The following is a 23,513-nucleotide window of genomic DNA, read 5'->3' as shown; positions in this document are numbered from 1 at the left end:
GGCGATCGTTCTGTACAACTGCCACGACGACAGGGCCGGGATAATGACGGACGTGCGGGTTCACAAGGTTCGTTTCGAACCAGTGGGTATCGAGATGGAAGTGGAAGAGGGCGAGACCGTCCTGGATGCCGCGTTTCGTCAGGGCATCTCGCTGATGCATGGCTGCAAGGAAGGTCAGTGCGGCAGCTGCAAATCAAAGCTGGTCGAGGGGGACATCGAGCTTCTGAAATACTCGACCTTCGCTCTGCCGGATTACGAGAGCGAGACCGGCCACATCCTGCTGTGCCGGACGCATGTCTACAGCGACATCGGTGTTGAATTACTCAACTATGACGAAGACCTGCTCAGCCGCTCGATCGCGGTGAAGGCATTTTCCGGTCGCGTGGCAGGGATTAGCGCGCTGACGTCAGACATCAGATTGCTGGAGATCGAGATCGAGAGGCCGATGAAGTTTTGGGCCGGCCAGTACGTCGATCTGACGCTTCAGGATGGCACCATCACCCGCGCCTTTTCGATGGCGAACCCGCCCGGAGAAGGCACCAATCTCCGCTTCATTATCAAGAAATATCCGAAGGGGGCATTCTCGTCCCGGCTCGATGGGAAATTGGCCGTCGGCGACGCCGTGATCGCCAAGGGGCCGTATGGCACCTGCTTCCGGCGCGAAGAACGTCCGGGGCCGATGCTGCTGATCGGCGGCGGCTCGGGCATGTCGCCGCTGTGGTCGATCCTGGCCGATCACATCGGGAGCGGCGAGCAGAGACCGGTCCGGTTTTTCTACGGAGCGCGTACCCGCGCCGACTTGTTCTACCTCGATGAGCTCGCGGCCATCGCGGCGCGGCTGAACGATTTCAAATTCGTGCCGGCACTGTCGCATGCGGAGACGGGTGACGGCTGGGACGGCGAGACCGGACTGATCCACGAGGTCGTGCTGCGCCATCTGCGCGAGGAGAAGCTGAGCGGTGCCATCGACGCCTACGCGTGCGGGCCGACGCCGATGATCGACGCCGTATTGCCCGTGCTGCAAATGAACGGCGTCGAGCCGGACCACATCTATTTCGACAAGTTTACGCCGGCGGTGCGATGACGGCGTTCAAGGTTCGTCGCAGAACAGAATGGCAGAAAGGGAGTAAGCAATGAGCGCACAAACGAGCAGAGCAGCAGCGACCAAGCCTGCGGCAATCGTCAAATCCGGAGCCGCGGGGGCAGCGGTTTTCCCGGGCTCCGACAGCCGCAAGTACAACTACTTCGAACCGAAGGGGCGCAAGGCGACCCACTACGAAGACATGACGGTCGATGTTCAACCCGATCCGGAGCGCTATCTGCTGCAGGATTGGATCATCTCGTTCCCTGACGGGACGCCGACCTATTCCAAGGATTGGACGGCGGCAAAAAGCTCGAACTGGCACAAATTCCGCGCTGTCGACCAGGAGTGGGAGCGTACCCATTACCAGCGTCAGTCGACGATCTGCGGCATGGTGCAGAACACCATCGAGAATGGCCGGAAATCGGGCGCGCCGACCCGCTTCGATCCCGCCTGGGTGAAGATATTGCAGAACCATCTCGGAGCCTACAAGCATGCCGAGTTCGGTCTCGGCACCTCGACGATGCAGGCGCAGCGTTACGGCTACACGCAGATGGTCAACAATGCGATCTTGACCAACTCGTCCTACAAGCTTCGCTTCGCGCAGGACATCACTCTTTATCTGAGCGAAATCGGCCTCGACCTTCCAGGCTTCGACATTGCCGCCGGCAAGAAGCACTGGCTGGAAGATCCGATCTGGCAAGGCGTGCGCAAGTCGGTTGAATCAGTGATGGGTTCAAACGACTATCTCGAGCAATATTTTGCGACCAATGCGGTGTTCGAGCCGCTGGTCGGCGAACTCTTCCGCTCGGGCTTCCTGATGCAGGCGGCGTCTGCGCAGAACGACTTCATCACTCCGGCTGTCGTCTCCGCTGCGGAGGCCGACTATGAGCGCAATCTCGCCAACACCGTCGAGCTGTTCCACATCCTCGGCACTGATCCGACCTTCGGGGCGCAGAACCTTGGGTTGTTCAACAAATGGTTGGCCAATCATGCCGATCTCGCGCTCGATGCCGCCAATCATTTGCAGCCCATCTGGTCGCAGCCTCGGGTCAAGGTCGCGGCTTTCGCCGATGCCATGGCACACGCGAAGAATCGTATCAGGGGTATCGCCACCGAGCTTGGCCTGACGGTTCCGGCCGGATTGGCGTCGTAATCGGCATCGCTTCACGCCCTCACACTCAATCCCTCTGGAGACCGACATGCTGCACGAGAATGACAACATCTTCAAATCGATGAAAGACATCACGTTCGAGGACACGGTGTCGCATCAATGCGGAGTGACAATGAACGATAGCGTCGAGGCGCGCGCTATCGCCGAAGTCATGAGCCGTCATGAACACATCAAGGTGACCTACATGCCGGCGATGATCCGTATCGATGGCGACGGCAAGATGGAATTCAAGATGGATGAGATTTCCGAAGAGTTGGGCCGCGTCATGACCCCGCATCTCTTCGAGATTTCAACCTCGACGCATTACGGCCGCATGGTCATGACGGATGACAACACCGTCATGCTGTTCGGCGATATGAACGAGATGATGAAATACATCGTTTAATGATCGCCAGCGAACCAGCCTGGCCGGCATCGAGCCGGCCGGGCTCATTCGACGACATCAATCGCGCCTCACAACAGTACGCAATATCCAGCGGAGCGGGAGTAATGCCATGTACAGGACGGCCAAGGGTGAAGAGATTTTTGTCATCGATGGGCATACGCATTTCTGGGATGGTAGCCCGGCCAACCAGAAGAATATCCACGGCAAGCAGTTCATCGACTGCTTCTACGCCTATCACTCGAATCTGAGCCCGCCGTCGGAGAAATGGGAGAAAGAGAAGTTCGAGAAGTACGACGCCAAAACGATGTTCGACGACCTGTTCGTCACCGGTTACGACGACATGGCGATCCTGCAGCCGACCTATCTCACCGACTTTTACAAGAACGGCTTCAATACCACCGAACGAAACTCGGCGATGAAGAAGAGCCATCCGGACCGCTTCATCCTGAACGGCGCCTTTGATCCGCGTGACGGTACCAAGGGCATCGAAGACCTTCATGCGCTCTCCGAGAAGCACAAGCTGAAGGGTGTCAAGCTTTACACCGCCGAATGGCGCGGCGAGTCGAAGGGCTACAAGCTCACCGACAAGGCATCCTACCAGTATCTCGAGGCGGCGCAGAAGCTCGGGATCAAGAACATCCACGTCCACAAGGGGCCAACGATCATCCCGCTGAACCGGGATGCGTTCGATGTTGCCGATATCGATGACGTCGCCACCTCGTTCCAGGATTTGAACTTCATCGTCGAGCATTGCGGCTTGCCGCGCCTTGACGATTTTTGCTGGATCGCGACCCAGGAAACCAACGTCTATGCCGGCCTCGCGGTGGCGTTGCCCTTCATCCATTCGCGGCCGGGGTATTTCGCCCACGTCATTTCCGAACTGCTATTCTGGGTCGGACCGGACAAGATCCTTTACGGCAGCGATTATGGCATCTGGACGCCGAAATGGCTGATCGACAAGTTCATGGCATTTGAAATTCCGGCCGACGTCACCAAGGAGACCGGTTCGGTGCTGTCGATGGAAACGAAGATCAAGATCCTCGGTCTCAATGCCGCGCGCATCTACGGCATTGATGTCGAAGCGCAGAAGAAGAAGATCCGCGCGGGCGGCGGTTATGCCCACTTTCCCGAAGCCGTTCACGCGCCGAGGTGATGGCCATGAAGCGTGGCGTTGAGGGGAGGGAGCGGCCGAGAAGCCGCTCGTCAGATGACAAGCAGGCCCAGATATGGGCCTGCCTGCGAGACGTGATGGATCCGGAACTCGACGAGTCCGTCATCGACCTGAATTTCGTGACCAGGGCCGATGTCGACGCGAAGGATCGGGTCCACGTCGAGTTCCGCTTGCCGACCTATTGGTGCGCTCCCAATTTTTCGTTCCTGATGGCGGACGACATGCGCCGGTCCATCAGCGCGTTGGACTGGGTCAAGGGCGTCAGCGTGGTCTTGGGTGAGCATATGTATGCCGACAAGATTAATGCGGGCCTCGCGCAGGGGCGCTCGTTCCAGGAAACGTTCGGCGCCGAGGCCGATGGCAGCCTCGATGATCTGCGCCAGACATTCCTCGTCAAGGCGTTCCAGCGCCGGCAGGTTGCGCTACTGGGTCACCTCATCGCGCTGGGGCAATCGCCGGCGGAGATCGTCGGTCTGACGTTGACAGAGCTCGGGTGCCTGCCGCTCGACGATGCAGGTGAGAAGCTGATTCAGCGCTATCTCGAGCGACGCGCCATCGTAGGTCCGGCAAGCGGTGATGAACCCGCCTTTGTCGATGCGAACGGAGCGCGGCTGAAGGCCGACGGCCTTGCCGCATACGTATCGAATCTACGGCGCGTGGGCATCAATGCTGAATTCAACGGTGCGCTGTGCCGCGGCCTGCTTGCCGCGCGGTTCGACCTCGAGACACCGTTCGTACCGAAATCGAGGACGATGCCGGCGTCGCCGGGCACGTAACAGGTGCCGTGATGCGGGTGCGCAGCATCGATAATAAGTCCAGACCAGACGACCTCAAGGCAAAGTCGGGGATATAGAATGCCGAAGATTATGTTGCACGATGAAGCTGCGCGGGCCGCGCTGGGTCGGGGCGTCGCCAAGCTCGCCAAGGCGGTACGCGGAACGCTGGGTCCGAGGGGCATGAACGCGATCATGGACCGACCGATCGGCACGCCGATCGTGTCGCGCGATGGCGTCAGCATTGCCAGCGAAATCGAACTTGAATGCCCGTTTGAGAATATGGGCGCGCAGGTGTTGCGTGAGGTTTCAGCGCGAACCAATGAGGTGGCGGGGGACGGCACCACCACGGCCACCGTGTTGGCCGATGTTCTTGTGCAGGAAGGCCTGAAATGTTTGGCGGCCGGCGCCAATCCGGTCGAGCTGGTTGAAGGGCTGGAGCTGGCGGTTAGTGAGACCATCACGGCGTTACGACGGTCGGCGAGACCGCTGCAGGGGTCTGCTGGCCTGCGGGCTGTTGCGAGCATTGCCGCCAACGACACGGCGCTTGGCGACATGGTCGGCGAAGCCTTCGAGCGCGCCGGCAATCACGGAATCGTCGCGGTGGAATTTGGCAACACGGTCGAGACGACGCTGGAAATCGTTGAAGGCATGGCCTTCGATCGTGGTTATCTTTCACATCACATGGTCACCGATGTCGAGAAAATGCAGGTGGTTCTCGACAGTCCGTTCATCATCATGACCGATCTCAAGATCCAGACCGGGGAGCAACTGGCTGGTGTGATCTCGCTCATCGAGAAGAGCGGGCGACCTTTGCTGATCATCGCCGAGGAAGTGGCGCCATCGGTCATCATGCAATTGCTGGCGCGTCGGGAGAAATCCAATTTCAAGGTCGCCGCGATTCATCCGCCGGAGTTCGGCCATTGGCGCAAGGCGATGCTCGAGGATATCGCGATCACGACCGGAGGGCGCGTTATCTCGGCTGATCTAGGCGGAAGGCTCGAGAAGGTGGAGCTGCACGACCTTGGGTCCGCGCGCCAAGTGCGCATTTCCGCCTCGAAGACCCTGATCACGGCTGGAGGTGGCGATCAGAAGACGATCGCGGCGCGACGCGAGCAGGTGTTGCGCCAATACGATGTCGCTCCCGAAAATATTGAGCGGGACAAGTTCCAGGAGCGCATCGCAAAACTGTCCGGCGGCACAGCGATGATTCGTGCCGGCGGCGCGACGCCGGTCGAGCAAAAACGCCGGACCCAGCTGATCGAGGATGCGATCAACGCGACCCGCGCCGCGATCGAAGAAGGCATTGTGCCGGGCGGCGGAGTGGCCTTGCTCAGGATCGCTGCAAGGCTCGACGAATTGATCAATCGTCTGGACGGAGGCGCCAGGCAGGGCGCCGAGCTGCTGCAACGCGCGCTCAGCCGGCCGCTTTTCTACATTGCCGCCAATGCCGGCTTGAACGGAGAGGCGGAAGTTGCGAGGATTGCCAAGGCCACGAATGGCCACGGGCTCGACGTGCGCAATGGCTCGGCGGTCGATCTTGTCGAAGCTGGCATCATCGACCCGGTCAAGGTTTGCTACAGCGCGGTTCGCAATGCGGCATCGGTGGCCGGACTGATCCTGACGACGCAGACCTTGATTGCCAAGAAGCCGGATGATTACGATCCGACCGCTGGCCCGGCCCGAGGTGGTGGTGCTGAGCTGCTTTGAACGGAACCGGTCATCGGTTCGAAGCGACCGGGCTCTATCCATAACTGGGCATGCTGCGATACTCGCAGCATCGGTGCTTCGAGGCACTGTGGCATCACTCGGGCTTCTTCTGCCCCAGTGCGCGATAGATGGTGTTTCTTGAGACGCCGAGGCGTCGCGCGGTTTCGCTGACGTTTCCGGCGGTCTCGGCATACACCACAAGGATTCGCGCGCGGTGGATGTCGTGGAGCGATCCGGACTCCGTTCCAGGGAGTGGAACGATGTTCTCCGCGCTGGCTTCGTTGATAGAGCCGTCCGCGGCGGCAAGGGTGAATCGCGCCAGAACGTTGCGTAGCTCGCGGACGTTGCCAGGCCAGGGACGTGCGGCGAGATGCGCAATGTCCGTCCGCGTGATTTCGCAATTCGGGTCGATCGCATTGAGCAGATGGCGAACGATGGCATCAAAGTCGGTGCGATCTCGGAGTGGCGGCAGGTTGACCTCGAGCGTATTGAGACGATAGAGCAGGTCGGATCGGAATCGGGCTTCGGCGATGGCCTTGTCCAACCTGGCGTTGGTGGCGGAGATGAGAAAGACATCGACCTTCGATCTGACGCCGCCGACAGGACGCACGGTCCAGTCGTCGAGCAGGCGCAGAAGCACCGCTTGCAGCGCGACGGGCATGTCGCCGATCTCGTCAAGGAACAGCGTGCCGCCGTCGGCCTCCTTGACCAGTCCAATCGCGCCGCCGCGCCGCGCGCCGGTGAATGCTCCCTCGGCATAGCCAAACAGCTCGCTCTCGATCAGGCTTTCCGGCAGGGCGGCGCAATTCACAGGGATGAACGCGCCGGTTCGCCCACTCGCCATATGGGCGTGGCGGGCAAGCTGTTCCTTGCCGGTTCCGGTCTCGCCGCGGATGAGGATGGGCATCTTGCGTGCTGCCGCGGTCTCGACTTGACGGACGATGGCTCGGACCGCGGGGTCGCGCGCAACGAAGCCGGCGGCCATGCTCTGAAGAGACCGTGGTTCCGGCTTTGAATCCTTTCGGGCAGATGATGAGCTCGCGGTCTCGCGGCCGTCAGATCCGGATCTCGATTTCTGGACATCGCGATGCGTGATCAACTGGCGTCGTCGCGCATGCAGCACCACGATGGCGCCGATGCCGGAGCGTTCGTTTTCGACGAAGTTAAAGCTCGCGTTGGGAAGCAGCTCCTTCAACCTGCCCGGCCACTCATCGAAGGGAACGGTCTTCAAAAAGCGGGTTGGCGCGTCGTTGTGAATGCCGTGGCGATCATGCTGGAGTGCGTTCAGAGCACGCTCGGTGGCGTGGAGGATCATGCCACGACGATCGAGCACGATGCATTCATCGTTCGCCCATTGCGATCTCTTGCCGAGAAAGCGGCACAGCAACTCCTCATGTTCCTGTCGGACTGATTGGGCCAGAACGCTTTCCACGTGATGGCCGACCGCGACGGCCAAAGCCAGGCTCTGCGGGTTGAAGGTGCTTGCAGGACCCGAGATGTCGACCACGCCAAGCAGTTCGCCATCGGTCGGGTCATGAACCGGGACGGCAGCGCAAGTCCACCGCTGCACCTCCGAGCAGAAATGCTCTGTACCGTGAATTTGGACAGGTTTCGATTCCGCTATCGCGGCGCCAATCGCGTTGGTGCCGATGTCGGCCTCGCTCCAGCGACCTCCGTGTTCGAGATGGACTGCGCGGCCGGCGTCGATGACCCTGTCGTCGCCCTGTGTATCGATGATCAGCCCACTCGGATCGGTGAGGATCATGATTGAGTTTGCATCGCACAGAAATGTTTTCGAATTCTCGAGAGCGCAGCGGGCGGCATGACGGAGCGACGCGTATTTGGAGCGATGACGGAACAACTCGGCGTCCGCGACGAGCGGCGCTCGCGCACGGTCGACGGTGACGCGATGGTTCCTGGATCGCTGCCACGACGCTGCGACCGATGATCTCAAGTCGGATGACAACGCTCCGCGCTCGACGAACTTCTCCCACGCCGCCAGCACTTCTCGTTGGTCCATCCCGGCTCCTCCGACGTGAAAGGTGCTGGACCCGCTCATGACGGGCCCTGCGATCATTCACCTGAATGCGGGGGAGTGCCTGCCGCAACTGCCGGTTCGGCTCACGCAAAGTCCGACGGTAAGACCCTTCCAGGCCGCCGTGACGGCCGTCTGAATCGGATTCCATATCCGTCGCACCCGCCGTGAAGACGACCGCGCCTTCCGATCAAGCAACCCCTTCAGCGTCCCACGTCCCTAACGTCCCAGGCCTTTCTCTCAAGCCCGTTGACCAGATCAACCTATACTTTTTGAATGGTTCTAGCAAAGGTAGCGATCGAAGTTCCGCTTGGCCGCGGCTCGATCTGTTCGAGAGTCCGGGCTAGGCGCGCTGTAGTGCGGCGCAGCATTAGGGAATTGGGCGGCGCGCGCTATTATCTTCGCCGGCCCATGCCTGCGCTGGCGCCGACACGCCGGGCAGGTCCAGGAGATTGATGGCGCGGCAGGCGATCTGGTCGACCACCTCAGCCAGAGACTGCGGCTTGAGATAGAAAGCCGGTAGCGGTGGCGCGAGGATTGCACCGCTTTCAGTCACCTGCGCCATCGTGCGGAGATGGCCGAGATGCAGCGGGCTTTCACGCGCCAGGAGCACCAAGCGGCGCCGCTCCTTGAGCTGCACGTCGGCAGCGCGTACCAGCAGATTGTCGAGTTGCCCCCAGGCGATGGCGGAGAGCGTACGGATCGAGCAGGGGGCCACGATCATCCCGTGAATCGGAAACGAGCCGCTGGCGATGCAGCTACCGATGTCATGGTGAGCATGGTAGCGAAAGGCCAGGCCGCGCAGACGCGCCGGCGCGTTGGCGTCCACCTCCTCGGCAAGCGTGCGCTCCGCTGCCGGCGAGATCACGAGGTGGAGGGCGCAACGCGGATCTTCCGCGAGCCGTTCGACAATGCGTGCGCCGATTGCAGCGCCTGAGGCCCCGCTGGTGCCGACGATGACGCCCAGCCGCTCGCTCATGCCAATTCCCGTGCGACGTCCATGAGGCCGAGGCGCGACCACATTGCATCGACCCGCGCGATCACGTCGGGATCCATCGCGAGCGGTTCGCCCCAGAGCCGTTCTGTCTCCGGCGGGATTTTTGTGGTGGCATCGATGCCGAGCTTGCCACCGAGTCCGGATTTTGGAGAAGCAAAGTCGAGATAGTCGATCGGCGTGTCGGTCAGCGTCACCAGGTCGCGCGAGCTGTCACTGCGAGTCGAGACCGCCCACATCACCGCGCGCCAGTCGCGAATGTCGATATCGTCGTCGACCACGATCAGCAATTTCGTATAGCTGAACTGCGGGAGCATCGACCACAGGCCGAGCATCAGCCGTCGCGCCTGGCCCGGATAGCGCTTCTTGATCGCCGCAATCGCGATGCGATATGAGCAGGCCTCCGGCGGCAGAAAACAGTCGACCACTTCGGGAAATTGCTGCCGGATCAGCGGCACGAACAGTCGGTTCAGCGCCTCGCTGATCCGCGATGGCTCGTCCGGCGGGCGGCCGGTAAAGGTCGAGAGATAGATCGGTTGGCGCCGGCCGGTCACGGCGGTGACGCGCATGACCGGAAAGTCCTCGACCGAGTTGTAGTAGCCGGTGTGATCGCCGTGGGGGCCCTCGGGCGCCGTTTCGGTTGCCGAAACAAAACCCTCGATCACGATCTCGGCTGCGGCCGCAGTTCGGAGATCGTCTCGGGCAGCGGCAGCACGGAAGCCAGGACGGTCGCGGGATCGGCGCCGATGACGACCGCCACCGGCATGTCGCGGCCGAGTGCTTTCCACTCGCGGTGATGGCGTGCGCCGCCGCGGTGAGCGAGCCAGCGGATAATGGTGCGGTTGCGGCCGAGCACCTGGATACGGTAGACGCCGACATTCTCTTCCTGATCGGCGGCTGCCGATTCCGGTGGCACCGTGATGACAAGCGGCCAAGTGATCAGCGGCGCGGGTTCGCCCGGCCAGCAGATCTGCACCGGCAGCCTGCCGAGGTCGATGTCGTCGCCCATGGCGACGCAGTCGTGGACCGGCGCGGCTGCGCGCGTGCGGGGCCGGGTCGCGAGCGCGGCGCGCGCCAGCGGAAGCTTGTCCCAGGCATCCCGCAATCCGTGCGGCGGGCGCGGCGCGCGCAGTTCGGCCATCGGCGCGCCGAGCTCATCGAGGCGATCCGGCGTAATTCCCATACCCCACGCGATGCGTTCGACCGAGCCGAAGACGTTGGTGAGAAGCGGCATCTCGGACGGCGTGCCGTCGGCCTTGATCGGCTGCTCGAACAATAGTGCAGGCCCGTGCTCGCCAAGCACCCGGCGGTGGATTTCGGTGATCTCATGGACCACCGAGACTCTCTCGCGAATACGTCGCAACTGCCCCTTGCTCTCGATGAAGCGCAGGAAGTCGGACAATTCTCGAAAGCGCGGGACATCACGCTGCAAGTGAACGAACTCCTCTAGAATAGGCAGAGCTAGCCGGGATGATTTCCGCCTTCATTGTACCGGCTCAAATACATCCGCGCACAATCCGTCCAGATTTGATCCCATGAATGCTCCGTCCGTTGCGCCGTCCGGCCCTTTGCCGGTCATCCCGCCACTTGTCGCTGTCGCGATGCGTCCCTTGCCGCTGCTTCCGCTGCAGCGCGTTCTATCAGGCTTCTTGCAGCGGATATGCCAGCGCAATCCCGCGATCTTCGATCGGCTTGGCGAGCATTCGCGCGCGCGGTTCGGCATCAGACCAACCGACCTGCCGTTCGCCTTCGTCGTCGAGGCGGCGCCGCCACACCTTACGGTGGTGCGCGACCTGCCGCGTGATCTGGATGCGCGCATCTCCGCCTCGCTCGCCAATCTGCTGGCCCTGCTCGAAGGAAAGGTCGACGGCGACGCATTGATGTTCTCGCGCGAGCTCGTGATCGAGGGCGATATCGAGGCGGTGCTCGCGTTGCGCAATGCAATCGACGACGCTCAGCTCGATCTCGCGGCGGAGCTGTCCTCGTTGCTCGGCCCGCTGGCTGGCCCCGCAAGGCGCGCGCTGGAGGCGGCGCGCGACAGCCTGATCGGCGGGTCGCGGAGGCCGTTCAAATGATGGAGCTGATCTGCCCCGCCGGTACCCCGGCTGCGCTGAAGAGCGCCATCGATGCCGGCGCCGAAGCGGTCTATTGCGGATTCAACGACGAAACCAATGCGCGTAACTTTCCGGGCTTGAATTTCAGCCGCGACGAGCTGCGCAGGGGGATCGCGCTCGCGCATAGAAGCGACGCGAAGGTGCTGGTTGCCATCAACACCTTTCCGCGTGCTTCCAGAGTCGAGCTGTGGCAGCGCGCTGTGGACGATGCGGTGAGTGCCGACGCCGATGCGCTGATCCTCGCCGACATCGGCCTGATGGACTACACAGCGAGGCGCCATCCAAACCAGCGCCTGCATGTCTCGGTGCAGGCGGCGGCCGCAAACCCGGACGCCATTGCCTTCTATGTCGAGACCTTTGGCGCCCGCCGCGTGGTGCTGCCCCGCGTCCTCAGCGTGCCGGAGATCGCGGAGATCTCGCGCGAGGCGGCTTGCGAGACCGAGGTCTTCGTGTTTGGCGGCCTCTGTGTGATGGCGGAAGGACGCTGCTCGCTGTCCTCCTATGCCACCGGCAAGTCGCCGAACATGCAGGGCGTCTGCTCGCCCGCAAGCCACGTGGCCTACGAGCAGACGCCGCAGGGAACGACGTCGCGGCTGGGCGGCTTCACCATCAACCGGTTCGAACCCAGCGAGCCGGCCGGCTATCCGACGCTGTGCAAGGGGCGCTTTTCGACGGAGCAGGCCAAAGGCCTTGCCGAGCGTCAACCCGAACAGCGGGTCGCTTTTCTCGATCGGGGCGGCCTCCAAAACAGCAGTAAATTTTGCGAGTGGCCATACGCCCTCACCCGTTCCGGGAGACCAAATTTTGCGGCCGAGCGCGCCATCCTGTCTGAACTTCGCGGGATGGAGGTCAGGCCCGAATCTATAGATCGCGGTCGCGCTCGTCTTTCTGTTAATCTTGGCGCTCGGCTTCTCTCCCTTACCCGACCTGAGGCTGACCGGCGCCGGTCAGGAAGTTGACCATCACTGGGTTTGGCGCGGCTCCGGTGAGCACGCCCACGCCGGTCACCGACGGCAAGATGCCAGCTAGAAGGTCGTGCGACGAATGCCCATTTTCCGCCGGATAAGCCCGGCGGTGCGACCACTAAGTCATTGATTGTTTTCAGCCCGGGGCTGACTCTTAATCAGCGGGTCCCAGGTTCGAGCCCTGGTGCGCCCACCAAATAAGATCAACGACTTGGGACGTTTGGGGATCAGAACGGGCCCCGCAGTTGCGAAATCGGCTTGATCCGCCTGATAAACTCGCGTGAAAATCAAACTTTCATGATCATGCGCTTGTCCATGTTCTGTACCTTCGCGCGCTGAAGTACAGCGCGCAGACCACTTGGTACAGATCGATTGCGTGAGCTGCTTGGTACAGATCGATTGCGTGAGCTGCGCGCTCAACGATGTGAGCATCGGTTCAAAGGCCATCTTCGAGCTCAGGGCCGAGATGGTCTCGCAAGGAGAACTCGGATGCGCCGTCGGCGCGATATTGTCCTCGAGCAGCCGGGGCAACCAATTTTGCGTCTATGGAAAGACGGAGAGGTACGTCAGGGTCAAGCTGATGACCACCGAGCCATTGGCAACAGCTCTAACGTCCTAGTACTCGCCGGACGCAAAGCATTCTGATTTCGTTAGTTTGGTGTAGTTGCTCAGCACTCGGGGGATCAATGGAGCCGAGAGTCTCGGTACTAAACTTCGTTTCCAATTCTGAAGCCATGCAGATGCAAATCTGCAAGCAAGCGTCCGTCGAAAAGCCGCCTTGCTGCGCGCAACCGTTTCGGCACGCTGAGAGAAACTGCGGTCGCCATTCTGCAGCCGTGGCGATTGTTATAAAATTGATAGCAACCATCGTCAGAACTGGGAGAAACGCGGACATTGCTTCGCTTCCCTTTTTTAGTTTGTCGAGGGGCGCTCTAATTCGACCCTATCTTTTTCGCCTCTAGCAACATCCAGCTACTTGCGTAGCTGTCCCCTGAAGCGGAACCACAAATGACCGATCAGTGATAGGACTATGGCGGCCAGAATTATCGGGAGCCAGATCGACGTGGTTATGATGAACAAGGATATGATCACCGCACGTCCAAAGACCGATTCGGTGACCGGATTCTTAAGACGAGCGAAATAGGCGTAGATAATAAAGATGGTGGTTGGCACCATCCACGCGGCGACAAGCACCAGTAATAGGTCAACAAGTTGGCTGGCATAATGGTGCATGAGCGCACCTCCTGACAGCGTCGGCGCGAGTTACTGTCACCGTTGCGAGAGATGCGGTGATTGTCGACGATAATTGGTCTTTGTTCGCGTTGGTGGGCATCTGTACGCTCGGCATCGCTGTCACGGCCGGTGCCCAAACTCATGCGAACCCACAGACTTCGATTCGCTTGAGCTCGGGCCTCTCAACGCGCACTCGTTGAGATTGCTCGGGCAAGGGCTCGTCCAATGCAATCATAACCATCGGCGGTGTTGTGCAATCCGTCCCACGTTACAAGCGCGCTTTGCGCAACTCCGGCACTGACCGAGTTTCGCATCAGCGCAAAACGAGAGAATAGCCCGACCCGTTCTTGTTTTGCGACATCGATGATGATGTCCTCCATTGTCGAATAGCCAGCTGAGGCGAGCACCTGTGGCGCATATTGCAGATCCATCAACACGACATCGGCAGACCCCGCCTTAAGTGCCCTTACCCCTTCAAGAACGTTTCTTTTGAGCCCTTGGTCCGGTCGGCCACCCCAGGCGACGTCATTGGTACCTAATTGCCAGATAACGAGATCAGGAGTGTGTGCGAAAACGTCACGCTCGAACCGCGCGATGTTGTTCGGAATCGTATCGCCGACTCGACCGCTGTTGATGACCTCGATCGTTGCGTTGGATCTAAGCCTCGAGAGTTCTCGGCGCATCACCTGCGGATATGTGGCCGCGGACCGAAGTACCCAGAGCCCCACCGTCGACGATGATCCGATCGCGACAATCTTTAGCGGCGCACCAGATCTCAAGCGCGCCGCCGTGCGCGGCAATTGTGCGCCCAGCGAGACATCCAAATTTGCAGCAAGGCATCTCTCGCCAGATGATGCCTCGTCCTGCGCTTGAGAGGGCGCTATGCTGGACAAACCGACAATCACGGCAGCACCGATCGACGCCATTGTTCGAGCGGTTCGGCTTACGCATGGCAGAACAAATCGACCCATGTTCCCCAATAACTGGTCGATTCTCTCTTGACAACCCTTGGCTTCAAACGTCTGTCTTTGATTGCAGGTCGATTGACGTGTGGGGAGCGAGCAGCACGCATGAGTCCGGGGATAAGACAATGTCCGGCAAGCCTGTAGCGAAACGGTTGGTATTCCATATCGGCGGCTATGATCCAATCACGTCGCATGCCAGCGCGCAACGACGCTTTGTGCGCGAAATTGCGAGGTTCCAACGTACTTGGTCAGTGAAAGCGGCCGTTGACGGTTTGCATGATACCGCCGACCAGATACGATGGAATGTGACGACAACTGGCCCCGATTGGCTCGTCGAAACCGATTACCGTCTGGTCCGATGGCACGACGTAATTGAGGCCTTCGGGGGTCGAAGCATTGGCTCACGCATTTCCGTCGGGAGTCTTGCGTTTCTGGATTTCGTTCTGACCGGCACTCTTTGGCGGTACTTGCTGACCAATTGGCGCTACGCACTTTTCTTTCTCTATCCATTCGTCACGTTCGGATTGCTCATCGCGGCCGCCTTTTTGATTGGCGTGGCTGCATTCAAGATCACCGGATCCATTCCTATCGCTACCGGTGGCGGTTTCTTCGGAATCGTAGCCGTTTTGGCGGGCCCGTGGCGCTGGCTCCACCTGGGCGACTTGTTCGACGATTGGATTTTTTCTCGCGAGTATATTCGATGCGGTAATTCGGAAATTGAGCAGAGACTGGACAGATTGGCCGCCGAGCTCGTGGCTGCGGCGAGCAACTCTGCCGCAGACGAAATCTTGGTCATAGCGCACAGTCTTGGCGCCGTACTTGCGGTTGATCTGCTTGATCGCGCCTTGAAGCAGGACCCTGAACTCGGTCGGAATAAAACTCCCGTCACGTTCTTGAGCGTTGGATCATCCATACTCAAAGTCGGCCTGCACCCGAAAGCAACACGCTTTCGCGCGACGATGGAACGCGTCGCCAAGTCGCGCGCGATCTTCTGGGGCGATTATCAGGCCCTCGTCGACCCGTTGAACTTTTACAAGAGCCGGCCGATGGCCGAAATGGGCTTGTCGACAGAGAACGAAGCGACCGTCAGGGTCGTGAGATTCAGTCGAATGCTCGACGACGAGATCTATCGACGCATCCGCCTCCACTTCTTCCGTTTGCACAACCAGTTCGTCAGCGGAAATGACAAGCGAACATCGTATGACTACTTCATGCTGACTTGCGGACCTGTTTCAGCCAAATCCCAGACGCTCGCCCCGGATGGCGCCGTGTCGATGATCGCTGACGACGGAGGACTGATTGCGAGCGCGGCGCTTTCGGAAGGCGAACTGCCAAGTCGTCCGGGCGCGGCGGCCTGATTCAAATGACGCCCACTATTTCGAAAATCATTTTCGTTGCCTTGGCGATCGGCTGGTACCTCATACGCTACAAGTACGCGCGGCGTTCCCGCCGTGCGAGGATTGTGCGGAGCGCTCGCGGCCCGCTGGAAATTGCCCTCCTGCTTACATCACTTTCGGGACTCGGACTTGTTCCGCTTGTCTACGTAGCGACAGGGATGCCTCGTTTCGCAGATCACAACTTTTATCCCTGGTTGGCTTGGCTGGGGTCTTTCTTTGCGATCGCGGCTTTGAGCGTGTTTCACCTGACACATCGTGCACTCGGCCGGAATTGGTCGGTAAGTCTCGACGTGCGGGAGAACCATGAACTCGTGACGGAAGGGATTTACCGGAGAGTTCGACACCCGATGTATTCGGCATTTTGGCTGTGGGCTATCGCCCAAGCATTGCTGCTGCCGAATTGGATTGCCGGTTTTGCAGGCATTGCCGGCTTCGGGATTTTGTTCTTTGGCCGCGTTGCAAGAGAAGAGCGAATGATGTTGCAGGCGTTTGGCGACAGCTATCGCGAGTATATGGCGCGGACCGGTCGGGTCTTCCCGTGGATACTCTGAGGTAGGTTCCGGCGCGTCCGTTGTGCCCACGGGAGTGATTAGGAACCAGACGCGTCATTTGCGTGCCATTTCCGCAACATACGGTAGAAAAAGCTGCCGGAGCCGCCGACTCCCCGGTCTAATCGTTGGTGTCGTGGCGAGTGTCAGGTTATTCCTATGCGTGTCAGGTGAATCCAATCGCTCGCGAACAATGGTGAGATCCGATGTTGAAATTCGTTGTACTGGGAATTGCTTCGTTGGCCTTCGTGGGAACCGCAGTTGCTGCGGATCTGCCGCGGCCTCAGCCGGTTGCCGCCGCGGCGCCCGTTGGCAAAGCTCCGATCGGCAAGTATCCCGTGGGTAAGAGCCCGGTGGGCAAATATCCGGTTGCCGCCCCGGCCCCGTTGGTGACCAAGGGTTGATCTGACTATCCATTCGTACGCCAGTGGCGTTCGTTTGGGGTAGCAGACTACCTGTGGCATGGGATCTTGGATCCAAGAGGATTCGTGGATGGCGGGAGTGATTCGGAAATATCCGGGTCTAGAGCTTCTTGCAAAGGCCGCCATGCTGGCGGCCTTTGTGGGCTTGGGGACCGGGATCAGTAGCGCGCAACCACTCGTGGCGCGTACCGACCAGCAGCAACGGGACGTTCTCCCCAGTTCGGCGACGAAGCATGCGGCGAGCATGGCTGCTGCTACGCCGTCGATATCCGATGTAAAGCCAGCTCGAAGAGCTGTCGCCACGGGTCCCTACTACGTTGATTTTCGTGCCCGCACGGCAGCAACGTACGGTCATGCATTCGTCTGGTACGGAAAGACGAGCGAGAAGAAGGTCGAGGTCGCTGGTCTGGCTCCGGCCGGCGACGAGGTGCCCTATCTCCTGGGACACATCATGTTTGTCCCTTCTGAGACGGGAGCGACCTACGGTGATCTTGACGAGCAATATCTGACGGCCAGCTATCGCGTCTATTTGTCTGAGGCAGACGCCAAGAAGGTCTTTGCTTATATCAAGCGCCAGCAGGAGTCTTCGCCGCTCTGGAATGCAGCAACGGCAAACTGTACTGCCTTTATCGGCCGCATAGCGACTTTTATGGGCCTCAACGCTCCGTTTCATCTGCTAAAGCCTGAGGAATACGTCAACAAACTCAGAGAGCTGAACGGGGGGCGAAAAACGGTGCAGCTTGAATCCGGTCGAGGCTAGAATCCTCGGACCGAGTTCATCCGGTTTTCCTTGCGTCAGGATAGGGGTGAGGTCTTCAAGAAATTCAAGCAAGCTTGTTCTTTGAGGATGCGGTTCGATACGACAAACATTCGTGCGCTGCCTCGCTTGGTTGATGAATAGGCCGGGAGATCATCGGAACGTCCGTGGCGCTGCGCTGCAAGGCAGTCCACCTCCGCTTGGTCGTGGCTAAGCTCTTGTTGGAAACCGTTCTGAGGGTGAAGTCCTCCTTGGCGTAGTTGAGGAAGGTTCGCAGAACTTGTCGTTGCAGACGAAGGTCACCGCTTAGGCCATGGTTCTGCGTCGAGGCCGAGCATCAACATCAATCGACCTCTGCACGTCGCGTACACACGGCAGGACAATAGACGCTCTCCGCGCCGGATCGGGATCTGTACCATCAGCACGCTTGTCGCCGCCGATGCTGATTCGCGATCATGATCGCGGTGTAGCCGACCTTTGCGGTGATCACGGCGCGTAAAGCTGCGTGTTGTCAAGTCAACAAGCGCTCTTTCAGCTTTGTGGAAATGGAAGAGCTGAGTTCACTTCGCTCCTATTTGAGCGCGGTGGATCAGACGCTTTTTTTGAGCTAAGCCGTCTGAGCCGCCTGGAACGGCGCGGGCGGCCACTCTATTGCGGCATACTGAATGCAGTAAGCTATCGCGCCGTTGTTTCGGGGGACGCGGATGCGGGTTCATATTATTGTTGCCGGCCTAATCCTGTTGGTCATCGGGAAGGCCAGCGCCACGGTTGTCGATAAAGCAACCGACGCGCAAAAGTCTTGCGAACTGCTTGTTCAGAACTCGTTTCGCAATCAGGACGAAGCTCGGTCCGCTGGCGTATGTGAGGGAATGATCGAGACTGCGATGCTCTTTTCACCAAATCTGCCAGCTAACGTGCGTGCATGCCCCCCCGCGCAAGGCAGCGCTTTGCAAAGTGCCAAGGTTTTTCTGCGGTATCTTGATAATAATCCGGATCGAGTGAAGGAACCGGGGATCACCGTCGCCATCGAAGCATTCAGGGATGCTTGGCCCTGCCGTGGGGACGACGCGTCCACCGGAACTGGATCGAAAATGCGTGCCCCAAAAAAATCCAATTAGAACGCGTATCTGCAGATACTGGTGCTAGCCTTACGGTCCGCGATGTTCGCGTCAGGCTAGATTGTTTCGCAATGCACTACCGCCGAGGTGCGCGAACTGAACCGCATTGCACACCTCCACGATCAGCACTCGACGCCTTATCGACGAGCGGAAGCGAACCCTTGAGCCCCGATAAACAGCGGGGCATTGTGCCATCAACGCCCGGGCTGGACAGCATGACAATCCCCTGCCGCGTCCTGATGATCTATCCGAAGTTCGTTCCGAATTCGTTTTGGAACTATGCGGAGGCCTGCGAACTCGTCGGCGCGAAGTATCCAACGGCGCCGCTCGGCCTGATCACCGTCGCCGCTATGTTGCCGAAGCATTGGGACATCCGGCTCGTCAACCGCAATACCGAGGCTTTGACAGAGGCGGACCTCGATTGGGCCGATCTTGTGATGATCGGCGGTATGCTCAACCAGCAACCGGATGCCATCTACCTGATCGATCTCGCTCACCTGCGCGGCAAGCCAGTATGTGTCGGTGGGCCGGACGTCTCCTCCAGCCCGCATCTTTACGCGGACGCGGATTTTCAGGTGATCGGCGAGGCCGAGCATGTCATCGAGCAGTTCATCGCCGCCTGGGAAAGCGGCGAACGCAAAGGCGTGTTCATCGCCGAGAAATTCACGATAGATGTCACGCTGAGCCCGATGCCTCGCTACGATCTTCTCAACTTCGATCACTATCTGTACATCGGCCTGCAGTATTCGCGCGGCTGCCCGTTCACCTGCGAGTTCTGCGATATTATCGAGTTGTATGGTCGCGTGCCGCGTACCAAGACCAACGATCAGATTCTCGCAGAGTTGCAGGCCCTCTACGATCACGGTTATCGCGGGCATGTCGATTTCGTCGACGACAATTTCATCGGCAACAAGAAGAACCTCCGCACCTTGATGCCTCGGCTCAAAGCCTGGCTGGAAGACCACGACTATCCATTCGAGTTCTCAACCGAAGCCTCGATCAACATCGCGGACGACAGCGAGTTGTTGCAGGCAATGAAGGATGCGAACTTCTTCGCGATCTTCGTCGGCATCGAGAGCCCGGATCCCGAGACGCTCGTGCAGATGAAGAAGAAGCAGAACACCAGGCGCAACATCGCCGAGTGCATTCACAAGATTTACGGCTACGGCATGTTCGTCACCGCTGGCTTCATCGTCGGGTTCGATAGCGAAAATGCCTCGATAGGACAGGCAATGGCCGACCTCATCGAGGAGGCGAGCATTCCAGTCTCCATCGTTGGACTGCTTTATGCGCTGCCTGGGACGCAGCTTACACGGCGGTTGGCCGCGGAAGGCCGCTTGCACCAGGGCCATGACCTCATGAACGTCGAGCAGGCGGGCGATCAGTGCACGCTCGGCTGTAACTTCGATACCAAGCGTCCGCTTCGTGACATCCTTGCCGATTACAAGGCCGTGCTCGGGCACGTCTACAGTCCGGCAGCCTATGCAGGACGGCTGTCGCGTCTCGCAGCCATGCTCGACCGGTCCGACCGGCGCCGCGATCTTCCGGATGGCGATGTGCGCAAAAGGCTTGGCGGCGTCGACAGCGTACACAAGATCATGCGGGCCTTGCCGAAGGTTCGTGAGCCGTTCTGGAAGACCTTCGTCGACGTCGCCGAGACCAATCCAGGCGCGCTGCGGTACATAGTGATGCTGATGGCGCTGTACATGCACCTCGGGCCGTTCTCGGAACGCGTCATCGGCGAGATTGACCGCCGCATTGCCGAGTTGGACGATGTTCCTCTGCCGAGGGCTACGGCGGTTGGCCAGGTGCTACCGCCAGCGACGGTGTAGCCACAGCCACTGGTCGGGATATTCGCGGATCCAGCCCTCGATGACCGATGTGACCGCCTGCATCGTTCCCTGAATGTCGATTTGTCCGGCGGCATCGCGGACCGGCTTCACTTCTTCAGACAGTTCGCCACGAAAGCGCTGTCCGGGCAGACGGGTGATGCGCACGCCGTGAATTGGGCACTCAATCTGCCGGACCAGCCGGGCAAGCAACGGATTGGCCCGGGTCTTGCGGCCGAAGAAAGTGACCTCGACGCCGTTGGTCAGATACTGATCGACCAGCATTCCAACGTGCTGGCCACTTTTAAGGGCCTCGGCAAGTCTTAAGGGCGCGTCACGACCCGCTGGAATGAGTGTGCCCATTTTCACGGCGCGCAAATCCTGGATGATGCGGTCGGCAGACGCGATGTCGGGTCGCCGATACAGGATCGCGGTATCCAGCCCGTGCGCGACGGCTGCCAGGGCCGGAATTTCCCAGTTAGCGAGATGACTGGCAAAGATCAGCGCCGGTTTCCCGTCGAGCCGCAGCTGCGTAAACAGATCATACGAGCGCTTGTCGATTTCGATCCGGCTATCCTCTGGCCGCGCGGAATCGTAGTTCCAGATGTGATCAAGGTGCGCGAATTCGGCGCCGACTCGACCGAGATTGTCCCAGACGCCTGCGAGAATGGTCTCGATCTCCGCAGGCGATCTTTCCGGAAATGCGGCGGTTAGATTGGCTCGACCGGTCTTTTGCTCCCGCATCATGGGCCCGATTGAGCGAGTGATCCGAGCGAATAAGTTGGCGGTCTTGGTTGGATCGAAATAGCGAGCGGTACGCAATATTCCGATCGTCAACGCGCCCACCGCCGCTTGGCCCAGGGGCTTGGTCACGTCGCGAAGTCGGGGCCTGGTCCGCATTGAAACGACAACCTTGGCTTACACTTTCGACTTTCCATGGGCTTCAGCGCGCACCATCATACCACCGACACGCGATGCGATCAAAGACACCGATGGGGTGCGCAGGGCGTATTGGGTTGCCGAATTTGGTCGATCTGAGATCAGCGCTTCAGCCCTTCCTTGCTCACCTGCAATTCGAGCCGGTCGATGGATGGGCCGGACAACGGCGCGCGCTTAATGGGCGCTTAATGCTTTTGCGCAACAGATAGATCACCAGCGCGGAATTAGTCCTAGTTACGAGTGCGAGCCGAGCTCCTGAGGAGGGAATCGGATGGGACTGCTTTTTGTCGGAGTGCTGGCAGGAGTGCTGATCGGCTTTGGCTGGTTCGCGCCTTCCCGAGGGTATTTCCTCGGATGCGCGTCACGCCCCTGTTTCGCTGTCGCCCAACCCACGCAGCCAATGCCGACGGCGTTGGCGCAAGAGCCTGCGGCTGTCAGATCGAGTTCCGCAACGCCGGCAAGGCCCGGCAAGACATCATCTCCGAAATCTCCGAAGAAGCGCGGATCGACCGACCTTGCCAAGGCGGCGTCCCCGCGGACGATGATCAGCGTCCCGGCACCCGAACGGCCCGCGGAAACGTCGGATCCCGCTCTGGACAAGGCGAAGGTTGCGATCGCGACGCAGATGGGGAATCTGGAAACGGCCGAATTCAGCGATGTGAAGCGCGCAATGCGAAAGAACATGCTTGGACGCCGCGTCGATACGATTTGCGGGCGCGTGAAAGGAAGAAGCGCGTCAGGTAGCGAGACTGACGAGACGCCGTTTCTGTATCTCGTGAAGGAGGATGAAGCATATGTCGTCGACGGCAAGTCAGGGTCGGCGGCGTCAACGGCGTATCGAAATATCTGCAAATAGAGGATGCGTCGACTGCGCCACCGCGCGGTACACGTCCAAATGATTTGAGCGGAAAGAATTTCCACCCAGACGCCAGGTGATCCCGCAGTGGATATGGCACCAACGGCGGCTCTGCGCCGCTCTCGTGATGATGCATTCAGGTTGAATGCAGCGGCAGGGGAGACGCAATACGGAATGGGAATATCGCGGAAGTTCTTTTCATCTCGAGGAAATCATGCACGACATAACCAGTACCTCGAAACGACTCAATGGCTCGCTTCACTTGCCGGTTCTGGTGATTATCGAGCCGCTCCTGTTGCCTCGCACATGCATTCTGAACGTCCTCAGGCGGGAATTGGACGAACTTGAGATCCTTGACATGGCATCGGTCCAAGGCCTGGACTGCACGTCAGCCCGCGATGTTCGTCTGGTGATGCTGAGTATCGCGAACAAGCCCATCGGCGATCCCTCGGTTGAGGACGATCTCGGCTTCGTTGCGGAGTGTTGTCCCAACGCCGCCGTTGCAGTCCTGTCAAACCTTGACGACGAGCCGACCGTGCAGGCCGCGATGCAGCGGGGCGTGCGCGGCTTTCTTTCCACCTCGCTACCGATCGAGATCGTCATAGCCGGCCTGCGCCTTGTTCTTGTCGGCGGCGTCTACAGGCCGTTGCCCGTGGCCGGGATGAACAGGATACCGGACTTCGAGCCGCCGGATGCGCGCGGGCTTACGCCCGCATATCTGATGAATGATGGAGCCAGAGCGGCTATCGAGAGGAGCGTGACCGATCTCACGCCTCGTGAGCAACAGGTTCTGGCGGAACTGGAGCTCGGCCTGCCCAACAAGCTGATCGCCGCCAAATTGGGTCTGTCGGAAAGCACGGTCAAAATGCACATCCAGCATATCATGAGGAAATGTGCCGCGCACAATCGCACGGAAGCCGTCCTCCGCTGGCGCGGCCGGTTGCCCGCGCAGAGTCGCGATCACGACCCCGGCGCGGCTCTCATGCGGGAGACGTGAAGCATGATCCGGACCCGGAAAGTGCAATGACGATCGACCCCGATCTCACC

At 59.9% G+C, this 23,513-nt stretch carries 22 protein-coding genes and 1 pseudogene; 16 read left to right on the top strand and 7 right to left on the bottom strand.

Annotated elements, in window-relative coordinates; genetic code table 11:
* The first annotated feature begins 43 nt into the window (after nucleotides 1–43).
* The 6 genes from OWC48_RS34530 to OWC48_RS34505 all read left to right on the top strand — a co-directional run bounded on the left by OWC48_RS34530 (nucleotide 44) and on the right by OWC48_RS34505 (nucleotide 6,294).
* The gene (locus tag OWC48_RS34530) at nucleotides 44–1,084 is read left to right on the top strand and encodes a 2Fe-2S iron-sulfur cluster-binding protein (RefSeq protein WP_282523978.1); all 1,041 of its coding nucleotides are present in this window, start codon (nucleotides 44–46) and stop codon (nucleotides 1,082–1,084) included.
* Between the two features lie 49 nt (nucleotides 1,085–1,133).
* A complete protein-coding gene (locus OWC48_RS34525) occupies nucleotides 1,134–2,237 on the top strand; it encodes an aromatic/alkene monooxygenase hydroxylase subunit beta (protein WP_282523977.1) in 1,104 nt (367 codons plus the stop codon).
* 46 nt (nucleotides 2,238–2,283) lie between these two features.
* Complete coding sequence (locus tag OWC48_RS34520; protein ID WP_028150059.1) at nucleotides 2,284–2,640, top strand: MmoB/DmpM family protein; 357 nt, start codon at nucleotides 2,284–2,286, stop codon at nucleotides 2,638–2,640.
* A 109-nt stretch (nucleotides 2,641–2,749) separates the two neighbouring features.
* Nucleotides 2,750–3,793 carry an amidohydrolase family protein gene (locus OWC48_RS34515; protein ID WP_282523976.1) on the top strand — a complete coding sequence of 348 codons (1,044 nt, stop codon included), beginning with the start codon at nucleotides 2,750–2,752 and terminating at the stop codon, nucleotides 3,791–3,793.
* Nucleotides 3,793–4,587, top strand: a complete 795-nt coding sequence (locus OWC48_RS34510; protein ID WP_306664596.1) for a metal-sulfur cluster assembly factor — start codon at nucleotides 3,793–3,795, stop codon at nucleotides 4,585–4,587. The genes OWC48_RS34515 and OWC48_RS34510 overlap by 1 nt, the downstream gene beginning before the upstream one ends.
* Nucleotides 4,588–4,665: 78 nt before the next feature.
* Nucleotides 4,666–6,294: a molecular chaperone GroEL gene (locus tag OWC48_RS34505; RefSeq protein ID WP_282523974.1), complete on the top strand. Its 1,629-nt coding sequence runs from the start codon at nucleotides 4,666–4,668 to the stop codon at nucleotides 6,292–6,294.
* Nucleotides 6,295–6,388: 94 nt separating this feature from the next.
* On the opposite strand, the gene OWC48_RS34500 is transcribed toward OWC48_RS34505, so the two are convergent.
* The 3 genes and pseudogenes from OWC48_RS34500 to OWC48_RS34490 form a co-directional block, all read right to left on the bottom strand.
* Complete coding sequence (locus OWC48_RS34500) at nucleotides 6,389–8,314, bottom strand: sigma-54-dependent Fis family transcriptional regulator (RefSeq protein WP_404979852.1); 1,926 nt, start codon at nucleotides 8,312–8,314, stop codon at nucleotides 6,389–6,391.
* 385 nt (nucleotides 8,315–8,699) lie between these two features.
* A complete protein-coding gene (locus OWC48_RS34495) occupies nucleotides 8,700–9,308 on the bottom strand; it encodes a UbiX family flavin prenyltransferase (RefSeq protein ID WP_282523972.1) in 609 nt (202 codons plus the stop codon).
* A pseudogene (locus OWC48_RS34490) lies at nucleotides 9,305–10,659 on the bottom strand (UbiD family decarboxylase); the annotation flags it as partial. The gene OWC48_RS34495 and the pseudogene OWC48_RS34490, both read right to left, overlap by 4 nt.
* A gap of 199 nt (nucleotides 10,660–10,858) precedes the next feature.
* Between OWC48_RS34490 and OWC48_RS34485 the strand changes: the two are divergent.
* Together OWC48_RS34485 and OWC48_RS34480 are read left to right on the top strand one after the other, a co-directional pair.
* A complete protein-coding gene (locus OWC48_RS34485) occupies nucleotides 10,859–11,398 on the top strand; it encodes an SCP2 domain-containing protein (protein ID WP_282523971.1) in 540 nt (179 codons plus the stop codon).
* Nucleotides 11,398–12,396: a peptidase U32 family protein gene (locus OWC48_RS34480; protein ID WP_282524002.1), complete on the top strand. Its 999-nt coding sequence runs from the start codon at nucleotides 11,398–11,400 to the stop codon at nucleotides 12,394–12,396. Before OWC48_RS34485 ends, OWC48_RS34480 begins: the two co-directional genes overlap by 1 nt.
* Before the next feature lie 129 nt (nucleotides 12,397–12,525).
* Here the strand turns inward: OWC48_RS34480 and OWC48_RS34475 are convergent, their stop codons facing one another.
* From OWC48_RS34475 to OWC48_RS34465, 3 genes are all read right to left on the bottom strand, one after another.
* Nucleotides 12,526–12,933 carry a hypothetical protein gene (locus tag OWC48_RS34475; RefSeq protein ID WP_282523970.1) on the bottom strand — a complete coding sequence of 136 codons (408 nt, stop codon included), beginning with the start codon at nucleotides 12,931–12,933 and terminating at the stop codon, nucleotides 12,526–12,528.
* A 441-nt stretch (nucleotides 12,934–13,374) separates the two neighbouring features.
* Complete coding sequence (locus OWC48_RS34470; RefSeq protein WP_282523969.1) at nucleotides 13,375–13,635, bottom strand: hypothetical protein; 261 nt, start codon at nucleotides 13,633–13,635, stop codon at nucleotides 13,375–13,377.
* Between the two features lie 182 nt (nucleotides 13,636–13,817).
* Complete coding sequence (locus OWC48_RS34465) at nucleotides 13,818–14,561, bottom strand: SGNH/GDSL hydrolase family protein (RefSeq protein WP_282523968.1); 744 nt, start codon at nucleotides 14,559–14,561, stop codon at nucleotides 13,818–13,820.
* A 164-nt stretch (nucleotides 14,562–14,725) separates the two neighbouring features.
* Between OWC48_RS34465 and OWC48_RS34460 the strand changes: the two genes are divergently transcribed.
* The 6 genes from OWC48_RS34460 (at nucleotide 14,726) to OWC48_RS34435 (ending at nucleotide 20,674) form a co-directional block, all read left to right on the top strand.
* Nucleotides 14,726–15,958: a hypothetical protein gene (locus OWC48_RS34460; RefSeq protein WP_282523967.1), complete on the top strand. Its 1,233-nt coding sequence runs from the start codon at nucleotides 14,726–14,728 to the stop codon at nucleotides 15,956–15,958.
* Between the two features lie 5 nt (nucleotides 15,959–15,963).
* On the top strand, nucleotides 15,964–16,548 hold the full coding sequence (locus tag OWC48_RS34455) for a protein-S-isoprenylcysteine O-methyltransferase (protein ID WP_282523966.1): 585 nt from the start codon (nucleotides 15,964–15,966) through the stop codon (nucleotides 16,546–16,548).
* Between the two features lie 203 nt (nucleotides 16,549–16,751).
* Nucleotides 16,752–16,949 carry a hypothetical protein gene (locus OWC48_RS34450; protein ID WP_282523965.1) on the top strand — a complete coding sequence of 66 codons (198 nt, stop codon included), beginning with the start codon at nucleotides 16,752–16,754 and terminating at the stop codon, nucleotides 16,947–16,949.
* 88 nt (nucleotides 16,950–17,037) lie between these two features.
* Complete coding sequence (locus tag OWC48_RS34445) at nucleotides 17,038–17,727, top strand: hypothetical protein (protein WP_282523964.1); 690 nt, start codon at nucleotides 17,038–17,040, stop codon at nucleotides 17,725–17,727.
* A gap of 701 nt (nucleotides 17,728–18,428) precedes the next feature.
* Nucleotides 18,429–18,842: a Rap1a/Tai family immunity protein gene (locus tag OWC48_RS34440; protein ID WP_282523963.1), complete on the top strand. Its 414-nt coding sequence runs from the start codon at nucleotides 18,429–18,431 to the stop codon at nucleotides 18,840–18,842.
* 215 nt (nucleotides 18,843–19,057) lie between these two features.
* Nucleotides 19,058–20,674: a B12-binding domain-containing radical SAM protein gene (locus OWC48_RS34435; RefSeq protein ID WP_282524001.1), complete on the top strand. Its 1,617-nt coding sequence runs from the start codon at nucleotides 19,058–19,060 to the stop codon at nucleotides 20,672–20,674.
* Here the strand turns inward: OWC48_RS34435 and OWC48_RS34430 are convergent.
* The gene (locus OWC48_RS34430; RefSeq protein ID WP_282523962.1) at nucleotides 20,654–21,571 is read right to left on the bottom strand and encodes a lipid A biosynthesis lauroyl acyltransferase; all 918 of its coding nucleotides are present in this window, start codon (nucleotides 21,569–21,571) and stop codon (nucleotides 20,654–20,656) included. The two genes, OWC48_RS34435 and OWC48_RS34430, sit on opposite strands and share 21 nt — an antisense overlap.
* A 310-nt stretch (nucleotides 21,572–21,881) precedes the next feature.
* Here OWC48_RS34430 and OWC48_RS34425 point away from each other — a divergent pair, with 310 nt between their 5' ends.
* Nucleotides 21,882–22,466, top strand: a complete 585-nt coding sequence (locus tag OWC48_RS34425) for a hypothetical protein (RefSeq protein WP_282523961.1) — start codon at nucleotides 21,882–21,884, stop codon at nucleotides 22,464–22,466.
* A 214-nt stretch (nucleotides 22,467–22,680) separates the two neighbouring features.
* Nucleotides 22,681–23,463 (top strand): response regulator transcription factor, encoded by a 783-nt coding sequence (locus tag OWC48_RS34420; RefSeq protein ID WP_282523960.1) that lies wholly within the window; start codon nucleotides 22,681–22,683, stop codon nucleotides 23,461–23,463.
* The last annotated feature ends 50 nt before the right edge of the window (nucleotides 23,464–23,513 follow it).

This window comes from Bradyrhizobium sp. Arg816 (assembly GCF_029989365.1).
Classification (GTDB): domain Bacteria; phylum Pseudomonadota; class Alphaproteobacteria; order Rhizobiales; family Xanthobacteraceae; genus Bradyrhizobium.
The sequence above is the reverse complement of the archived record's forward strand: the minus strand, read 5'-3'. Positions and strand labels throughout refer to the sequence as shown.

Coding starts and splice junctions, on each gene's coding strand:
- OWC48_RS34530 (WP_282523978.1), top strand. CDS start 44: ATGACGGACGTGCGGGTTCACAAGGTTCGTTTCGAACCAGTGGGTATC.
- OWC48_RS34525 (WP_282523977.1), top strand. CDS start 1,134: ATGAGCGCACAAACGAGCAGAGCAGCAGCGACCAAGCCTGCGGCAATC.
- OWC48_RS34520 (WP_028150059.1), top strand. CDS start 2,284: ATGCTGCACGAGAATGACAACATCTTCAAATCGATGAAAGACATCACG.
- OWC48_RS34515 (WP_282523976.1), top strand. CDS start 2,750: ATGTACAGGACGGCCAAGGGTGAAGAGATTTTTGTCATCGATGGGCAT.
- OWC48_RS34510 (WP_306664596.1), top strand. CDS start 3,793: ATGGCCATGAAGCGTGGCGTTGAGGGGAGGGAGCGGCCGAGAAGCCGC.
- OWC48_RS34505 (WP_282523974.1), top strand. CDS start 4,666: ATGCCGAAGATTATGTTGCACGATGAAGCTGCGCGGGCCGCGCTGGGT.
- OWC48_RS34500 (WP_404979852.1), bottom strand. CDS start 8,314: ATGGACCAACGAGAAGTGCTGGCGGCGTGGGAGAAGTTCGTCGAGCGC.
- OWC48_RS34495 (WP_282523972.1), bottom strand. CDS start 9,308: ATGAGCGAGCGGCTGGGCGTCATCGTCGGCACCAGCGGGGCCTCAGGC.
- OWC48_RS34485 (WP_282523971.1), top strand. CDS start 10,859: ATGAATGCTCCGTCCGTTGCGCCGTCCGGCCCTTTGCCGGTCATCCCG.
- OWC48_RS34480 (WP_282524002.1), top strand. CDS start 11,398: ATGGAGCTGATCTGCCCCGCCGGTACCCCGGCTGCGCTGAAGAGCGCC.
- OWC48_RS34470 (WP_282523969.1), bottom strand. CDS start 13,635: ATGCACCATTATGCCAGCCAACTTGTTGACCTATTACTGGTGCTTGTC.
- OWC48_RS34465 (WP_282523968.1), bottom strand. CDS start 14,561: ATGGCGTCGATCGGTGCTGCCGTGATTGTCGGTTTGTCCAGCATAGCG.
- OWC48_RS34460 (WP_282523967.1), top strand. CDS start 14,726: ATGTCCGGCAAGCCTGTAGCGAAACGGTTGGTATTCCATATCGGCGGC.
- OWC48_RS34455 (WP_282523966.1), top strand. CDS start 15,964: ATGACGCCCACTATTTCGAAAATCATTTTCGTTGCCTTGGCGATCGGC.
- OWC48_RS34450 (WP_282523965.1), top strand. CDS start 16,752: ATGTTGAAATTCGTTGTACTGGGAATTGCTTCGTTGGCCTTCGTGGGA.
- OWC48_RS34445 (WP_282523964.1), top strand. CDS start 17,038: ATGGCGGGAGTGATTCGGAAATATCCGGGTCTAGAGCTTCTTGCAAAG.
- OWC48_RS34440 (WP_282523963.1), top strand. CDS start 18,429: ATGCGGGTTCATATTATTGTTGCCGGCCTAATCCTGTTGGTCATCGGG.
- OWC48_RS34435 (WP_282524001.1), top strand. CDS start 19,058: ATGACAATCCCCTGCCGCGTCCTGATGATCTATCCGAAGTTCGTTCCG.
- OWC48_RS34430 (WP_282523962.1), bottom strand. CDS start 21,571: ATGCGGACCAGGCCCCGACTTCGCGACGTGACCAAGCCCCTGGGCCAA.
- OWC48_RS34425 (WP_282523961.1), top strand. CDS start 21,882: ATGGGACTGCTTTTTGTCGGAGTGCTGGCAGGAGTGCTGATCGGCTTT.
- OWC48_RS34420 (WP_282523960.1), top strand. CDS start 22,681: ATGCACGACATAACCAGTACCTCGAAACGACTCAATGGCTCGCTTCAC.